This window comes from Quadrisphaera sp. DVD1 (assembly GCF_058932755.1).
Window position 1 is genome coordinate 1 of sequence record NZ_JBZYWI010000183.1, and the last position, 5,334, is coordinate 5,334.

At 77.2% G+C, this 5,334-nt stretch carries 6 protein-coding genes and 1 pseudogene; 2 read left to right on the top strand and 5 right to left on the bottom strand.

Annotated features, from left to right (window positions below):
• Positions 1-281, bottom strand: a pseudogene (locus tag AC5FZL_RS15210) (hypothetical protein); the annotation flags it as partial.
• A gap of 137 nt (positions 282-418) precedes the next feature.
• On the bottom strand, positions 419-1,525 hold the full coding sequence (locus AC5FZL_RS15215; RefSeq protein ID WP_493619727.1) for a DUF2332 domain-containing protein: 1,107 nt from the start codon (positions 1,523-1,525) through the stop codon (positions 419-421).
• A gap of 34 nt (positions 1,526-1,559) precedes the next feature.
• On the opposite strand from AC5FZL_RS15215, the gene AC5FZL_RS15220 reads away from it, so the two are divergent.
• Positions 1,560-3,110, top strand: coding sequence for an aminopeptidase P family protein (locus tag AC5FZL_RS15220; RefSeq protein WP_493619728.1), 1,551 nt, complete (start codon positions 1,560-1,562; stop codon positions 3,108-3,110).
• Between the two features lie 3 nt (positions 3,111-3,113).
• On the opposite strand, the gene AC5FZL_RS15225 is transcribed toward AC5FZL_RS15220, so the two are convergent.
• The gene (locus tag AC5FZL_RS15225; RefSeq protein ID WP_493619729.1) at positions 3,114-3,629 is read right to left on the bottom strand and encodes a YflT domain-containing protein; all 516 of its coding nucleotides are present in this window, start codon (positions 3,627-3,629) and stop codon (positions 3,114-3,116) included.
• Positions 3,630-3,713: 84 nt separating this feature from the next.
• On the bottom strand, positions 3,714-4,298 hold the full coding sequence (locus tag AC5FZL_RS15230) for a Dps family protein (RefSeq protein ID WP_493619730.1): 585 nt from the start codon (positions 4,296-4,298) through the stop codon (positions 3,714-3,716).
• Between the two features lie 91 nt (positions 4,299-4,389).
• Between AC5FZL_RS15230 and AC5FZL_RS15235 the strand changes: the two genes are divergently transcribed.
• A complete protein-coding gene (locus AC5FZL_RS15235; protein WP_493619731.1) occupies positions 4,390-4,719 on the top strand; it encodes a hypothetical protein in 330 nt (109 codons plus the stop codon).
• Here the strand turns inward: AC5FZL_RS15235 and AC5FZL_RS15240 are convergent.
• Positions 4,685-5,334 (bottom strand): L,D-transpeptidase family protein (locus tag AC5FZL_RS15240; RefSeq protein WP_493619732.1); only part of this gene is annotated, 650 nt, incomplete at its 5' end. The genes AC5FZL_RS15235 and AC5FZL_RS15240 overlap by 35 nt on opposite strands.

A 5,334-nucleotide genomic window follows, 5' to 3' on the forward strand; every position in this document is an offset into this window, starting at 1 on the left:
GCCGGCGCCGCGGCGGATGCGGGCGACGGCGCAGGCAGCACCGACCCGGGCGTGGTCCCGCCGGGGCGCCGCTCCTGCTCCCCCGGAGCGGCGGGGGCGAGGGCCGCCGCGAGGCCGCCGTCGAGCTGCGGACCGGCGGCGGAGAGCAGCGGGCCCTGCCCCAGGGAGGGCGCAGGTGCCGAGGCGAGGACGAGCCCGGCCACCAGGGCCGCGGGGACGACGCGCAGCGCCCGGCGACGTGCCGGTGCGGCGGTTCCTCGCGGCGTGCGGTGCCTGGACATCCAGCTCCCCCGGTCGTGCTCCTCCGCGACAGAGGACCGCGGCGCTGACAGCATGCGGCGTCACGAACCGTCACACAAGCGACCCAGGGGGAATCCGTGGGGCCTGCGGTGCCCCCTTGGGGGCACCCGTGGTGGGCCTACCGCTCCCAGCGCACGGGGACGCCGTGCGGGCGCGCCTCGCCGAGCACCTGCTCCTCTCCGCCCGGCCACGTGCGGAGGGTGACGAGGAAGGCGCCGGGCCGGCCCGGCGCGTGCGGGTGCGGCTCGACGGCGACGTGCGCGAGCGGCCGGGCGGCGCTGGCCCCGCGGCCCAGCTCGAGCAGCCGCGCCTGCACGTGCTCCTGCTCCGGCGCGGACAGGTACTGCCACACGACGGAGTGCTGCACGACCGTGAGCGCGCCCTCGACCAGCTCCAGGCCGTCGAGCAGGTCGGCGGCCGTGGTGCGCACCACCCGGGCGGGCACGGTCCGCGCCACCTGCAGCGCCCCGCGCAGGCGCGCCAGGCGCTGGACCTGGTCCGGCCAGACGTAGGAGGTCAGGGTCAGCGCCCCCTCGTCGGTCGTGGGGTCCACGGGGTGCAGGTCGCCGCCCAGCCGGTCGACCACGTCGAGGGCCTGCGGCGAGGAGGCCAGCCACGGCGGCGCCTGCTCCCACGCCGGGTCGAGCACGACCGGGGAGCCCGGCGGTCCCCAGCCGGGGGCGCCCGGCCCGTCCCCGACCTGGTAGCGGAAGGCGTCGGAGCGCAGGTTCAGGCCCGCCGAGGTGCCGATCTCGACCAGCCGCACCGGCAGCGGCCCCTGCGGCCCGCTCGTGTCCCGGCTGGCGAGCAGGAGCCCCGGCAGCAGTCCGGCGCAGCGGCCCACCTCGTTCGTCTGCGGCGCCCCCGCCAGTCCGGCGCGCACCTCCTCGAGGGCGTCGGCCAGGACGGCGCGGAAGGCCGGCCACGCGGCCTCGCCGTCGCCGTCGCCACCGGTGCTGGGGTAGTGGGCCGCCAGCCGCGGGGCCCGGCCCTCCAGCACCACCCGGTGCACGGCGCCGGCCAGCCGCAGGGCCAGCGCGGAGTCCGCCGGGTCGTCCTCGTGACCGGCCAGCACCTGCGCCCCCGGCCCGCCGGCCTCGACGTCGTCGGCGAGGCGGTCGAGGAGCACCCCGTACAGGGGCGAGCCGTGCTCGGCGCACGACGCCGCCTGCCCGCGCACGTGCTCCACCACGGCCGGTCGCCCGCTCTCCTGGACCTCGCTCACCGACCCGACGCTAGAGCGGTGGGAGGATCGGCGCATGAGCGAGGCCACCAGCGCGCCGGAGACCGCAGACCGCCCCCTGTCGCAGGAGGAGGAGCAGCTGGCCGACCGCGGCTCCAACCGCAGCCAGCGCCCGACGTCCGCGGCCTTCCGGGACTTCATCGCCTCCGGCTGGGGCCCCCGCCCGGCGCCGCCCGGACGCGCCGCCGCGGCGTCCTGGGCGAGCGCGCGGCGCGACCGCGTCTCGGCGCTCTTCCCCGGCGACCGGCTGGTGCTCCCGGCGGGGCCGCTGAAGGTGCGCAGCAACGACACCGACTACCGCTTCCGCCCGCACTCGGCCTTCGCCCACCTCACCGGCCTGGGCGGCGACCGCGAGCCGGACGCCGTCCTCGTGCTCGAGCCCGCCAGCGGCGGCGGGCACGAGGCCGTGCTGTGGTTCCGCCCGCGGGCCGAGCGCGACACGGACGAGTTCTGGGCGGACGCCCGCTACGGCGAGTTCTGGGTGGGGGCGCGCCCCACCCTGGCGGACGTCGAGGCCGAGCTGGGCATGGCCTGCCGCCACGTGGACGGCCTGGCCGAGGCGCTGACCGCCGGGCTGGGCAGCGGGTCCGGTGACGGCGCGGGCGTCCGCGTGCGCGTCGTCCCGGACGCCGACCCGACCGTGGACGCCCTGGTGGGCGCCGCCCGGGCGAGCGCCGGCGTCCCGCTCGAGGTCGCCGAGGCCGACGACGCCGCCCTCGCGGAGGCGCTGAGCGAGCTGCGCCTGGTCAAGGACGCCTACGAGGTCGAGCAGCTGCGCGCCGCGGTGGCCGCCACGGCCAGCGGCTTCGCGGACGTCGTCGCGGCCCTGCCCGCCGCGGTGGGCGCCGCCCGCGGCGAGCGGGTGGTCGAGACGGCGTTCGAGGGCCGCGCGCGCCGCGAGGGGAACGGCGTCGGCTACGAGACGATCGCCGCCGCCGGGGAGCACGCCTGCACGCTGCACTGGATCCGCAACGACGGGCCGGTGCGCGCCGGGGAGCTGGTGCTCGTCGACGCCGGGGTCGAGGTGGAGTCGCTCTACACCGCGGACGTCACCCGCACCCTGCCGGTCTCCGGCACCTTCAGCGACGCCCAGCGGCAGGTCTACCAGGCGGTGCTCGACGCCGCGGACGCCGCCTTCGCCGTCGCCCGGCCCGGCTCGCGCTTCCGCGACCTGCACGCCGCGGCGATGGAGGTCATCGCCGCCCGGCTGGACGCCTGGGGCCTGCTGCCGGTGACCGCGGCGGAGTCCCTCGACCCCTCCGGCGGCCAGCACCGCCGCTGGATGGTGCACGGCACGTCGCACCACCTCGGCCTCGACGTCCACGACTGCGCCCAGGCGCGGCGGGAGATGTACCTGGACGCCGAGCTGGTGCCGGGCATGGTCTTCACCATCGAGCCGGGCCTGTACTTCAAGGCCGACGACCTGCTGGTGCCCGAGGAGCTGCGCGGCATCGGCGTCCGCATCGAGGACGACGTGCTCGTCACCGCGGACGGCTGCGAGAACCTCAGCGCCGCCCTGCCCCGCCACCCCGACGACGTCGAGGCGTGGATGGCGTCGCTGGCCTGAGGCTCACAGCGGGGGCTGCAGCGGCCGGACGCCCTCGAGGCCGGACAGCAGCTGGCGGGCGCGGCCGGCCTCGCCGTCGGGGCACAGCAGGGTGTAGCGGGTGGCGAGGATCGCGTTCACCGAGCTGAAGTCGCGGCGGCCGCGGGTGGCGGCGAAGGAGATGACCCCGAAGAGCATGCCGAAGGCGGCGCCGATCAGCAGGGCGGCGAGCCAGATCGAGCCGAGGTTCGAGCCATGGCCGAACAGGGAGAAGAACAGGCCCAGGAACGCGCCGAACCAGGCGCCCGAGAGCGCGCCGGCCAGGGCGACCCGCGCGTAGGTGAGCCGGCCGGTCACGCGCTCGACGCTGCGCAGGTCGGACCCGACGATGCTCACGCCCGCCAGGGGGAACTCGGAGTCGGAGAGGTGGTCCACCGCGCGCTGGGCCTCGAGGTAGGTGGCGTAGGAGGCCACCTCCACACCGGTGGGGACGGCCGGGATCCCGGCGCGGGCGGCGGCCAGCGGGTTGGAGTTCGACATGGCCCCCATCCTCGCGCGGATCGGTGCCCCGGGCACACCAGCGGCCCGGGGCGATCGCCCCGGGCCGCTGGTGCCGTGCGGGTCTCAGACGCTCTGGCCGGCTCCGGCCTCGGCGGCGTCCGCGGCCTCGCGCTCGGAGGAGGCGCCGGAGGTGGACAGCTGGCCACCGGCGTTCTCCAGGTGCGCGCGCACGAACCAGTGGAAGAGCTCGAGCTGGCCGGACTGCGTCGTCAGCAGGTCCTCGGTGACCGGGTCGAGCTCGCCGGCCTCCTCGATCGCCGCGCGGTGGTCCTGGATGACGCCGCTGTAGACGAGGTCGAGGGCCCCCAGGTGCTCGATCGCGCCCGCACGGCCGAGGGAGTAGTCGTCCCAGGTGCGCGCCTTCACCAGCGCGCCGGGCGTGCCCACGGCCGAGCCGCCGAGGGTGGCGATGCGCTCGGCGACGTCGTCGGCCATCTCGCGGATCGCGTCGACCTGCGGGTCGAGCATCTCGTGCACCGCGACGAAGTGGGGGCCGACGACGTTCCAGTGCACGTGCTTGAGGGTCAGGTGCAGGTCGGTCAGGGCGTTGAGGCGGTCCTGCAGGAGGTCGGCGGCCTTGGCGCCGGCCTCCTCGCTCAGGCCGGGGACCGAGTACCTGCCGGAGTTCGTGGTCTTCGTGTCAGCCATGCCGCCACGGTAGGACGATCATGGCCGCCCCGCGCGTCGGCGCCGGGCCGCCCGCGAGGACGGCGCAGCGCTCCTGCGCGAGGATGGCGCGGTGCGTCCCGGTGCCGATGGCAGCAGCGACCCGAACCCCCGCGCGGTGCAGGTCGTGGCCCGCTGGGCGCGGTGGGTGTGGGTGACGATCCTCGCGGTCGCGGCGGTGTTCGAGGCCTACGGGGTGTGGGTGCGCCGCGGCAGCGACGACACCCTCTCGGAGGTCACCCGGTGGGCGCTGCGCACCGACACGCGCACCGGGGCGGCCGTCTTCCTCACCGGCTGGACCGCGTTCGCGCTCTGGTTCCCCGCGCACGTCCTGCGCGTCGCCCGCCCGGTGGGGCCGCGCGCTCCGCTCAGCGCACGACGACGGTGCTGCCCACCGGCATGAGGTCCTGCGCCCAGATCATGTCCATCGCGGCGAGGCTCACGCGGGCGCAGCCGTGGGACGCCGGCTGGGCGGGCACGCTGGGGTACCCGTGCACGGCGATGCCGCCCGGGGCGAAGTAGCGCGGCCGGTACAGCCGGCCGAGGTCGCTGGTGCGCCAGCCGTCGACGGCCCACTCCACCGAGAAGGTCCCCGCGGGCGTGTCCGCGAGCTCCTCCTCCCCCGCGAACACGTACCGCTCGTAGCTCCCGGTGGAGGTGTGCAGCACCCGCTGCACGACGCCGTCCTCGACGAAGAGCAGCAGCCCGGCGTCGCGGTCGACCTCCGTGGCGCGACCGGAGCTGGTGGACGGCGACGGCAGGGTCCCCGCCGCCAGGGCCTCCCGGGCGCGCGGGCCGAGGACGCCGTCGCGCTCCAGCCCGGCGGCGCCCTGGAGCGCGAGCACCGCCTGGCGGGTGAGCTCGCCGTACTCGCCGTCGGGCTCCCCCAGCCAGTACCCCAGCGAGGACAGCGACTCCTGGAGCGCGAGCACGGCGGGGCCGGTGTCGCCCGGCCGGAGGACGGCGGGCGCCGCGGGCGCCTCCGGCGCCGGCCCGGCGGGGGGCTGCACCGTGGTGG

What these genes read in the sequence shown, in the direction of transcription:
- AC5FZL_RS15230 (WP_493619730.1), bottom strand. Translation starts at nt 4,298, where the DNA reads ATGGCTGACACGAAGACCACGAACTCCGGCAGGTACTCGGTCCCCGGC.
- AC5FZL_RS15220 (WP_493619728.1), top strand. Translation starts at nt 1,560, where the DNA reads ATGAGCGAGGCCACCAGCGCGCCGGAGACCGCAGACCGCCCCCTGTCG.
- AC5FZL_RS15225 (WP_493619729.1), bottom strand. Translation starts at nt 3,629, where the DNA reads ATGTCGAACTCCAACCCGCTGGCCGCCGCCCGCGCCGGGATCCCGGCC.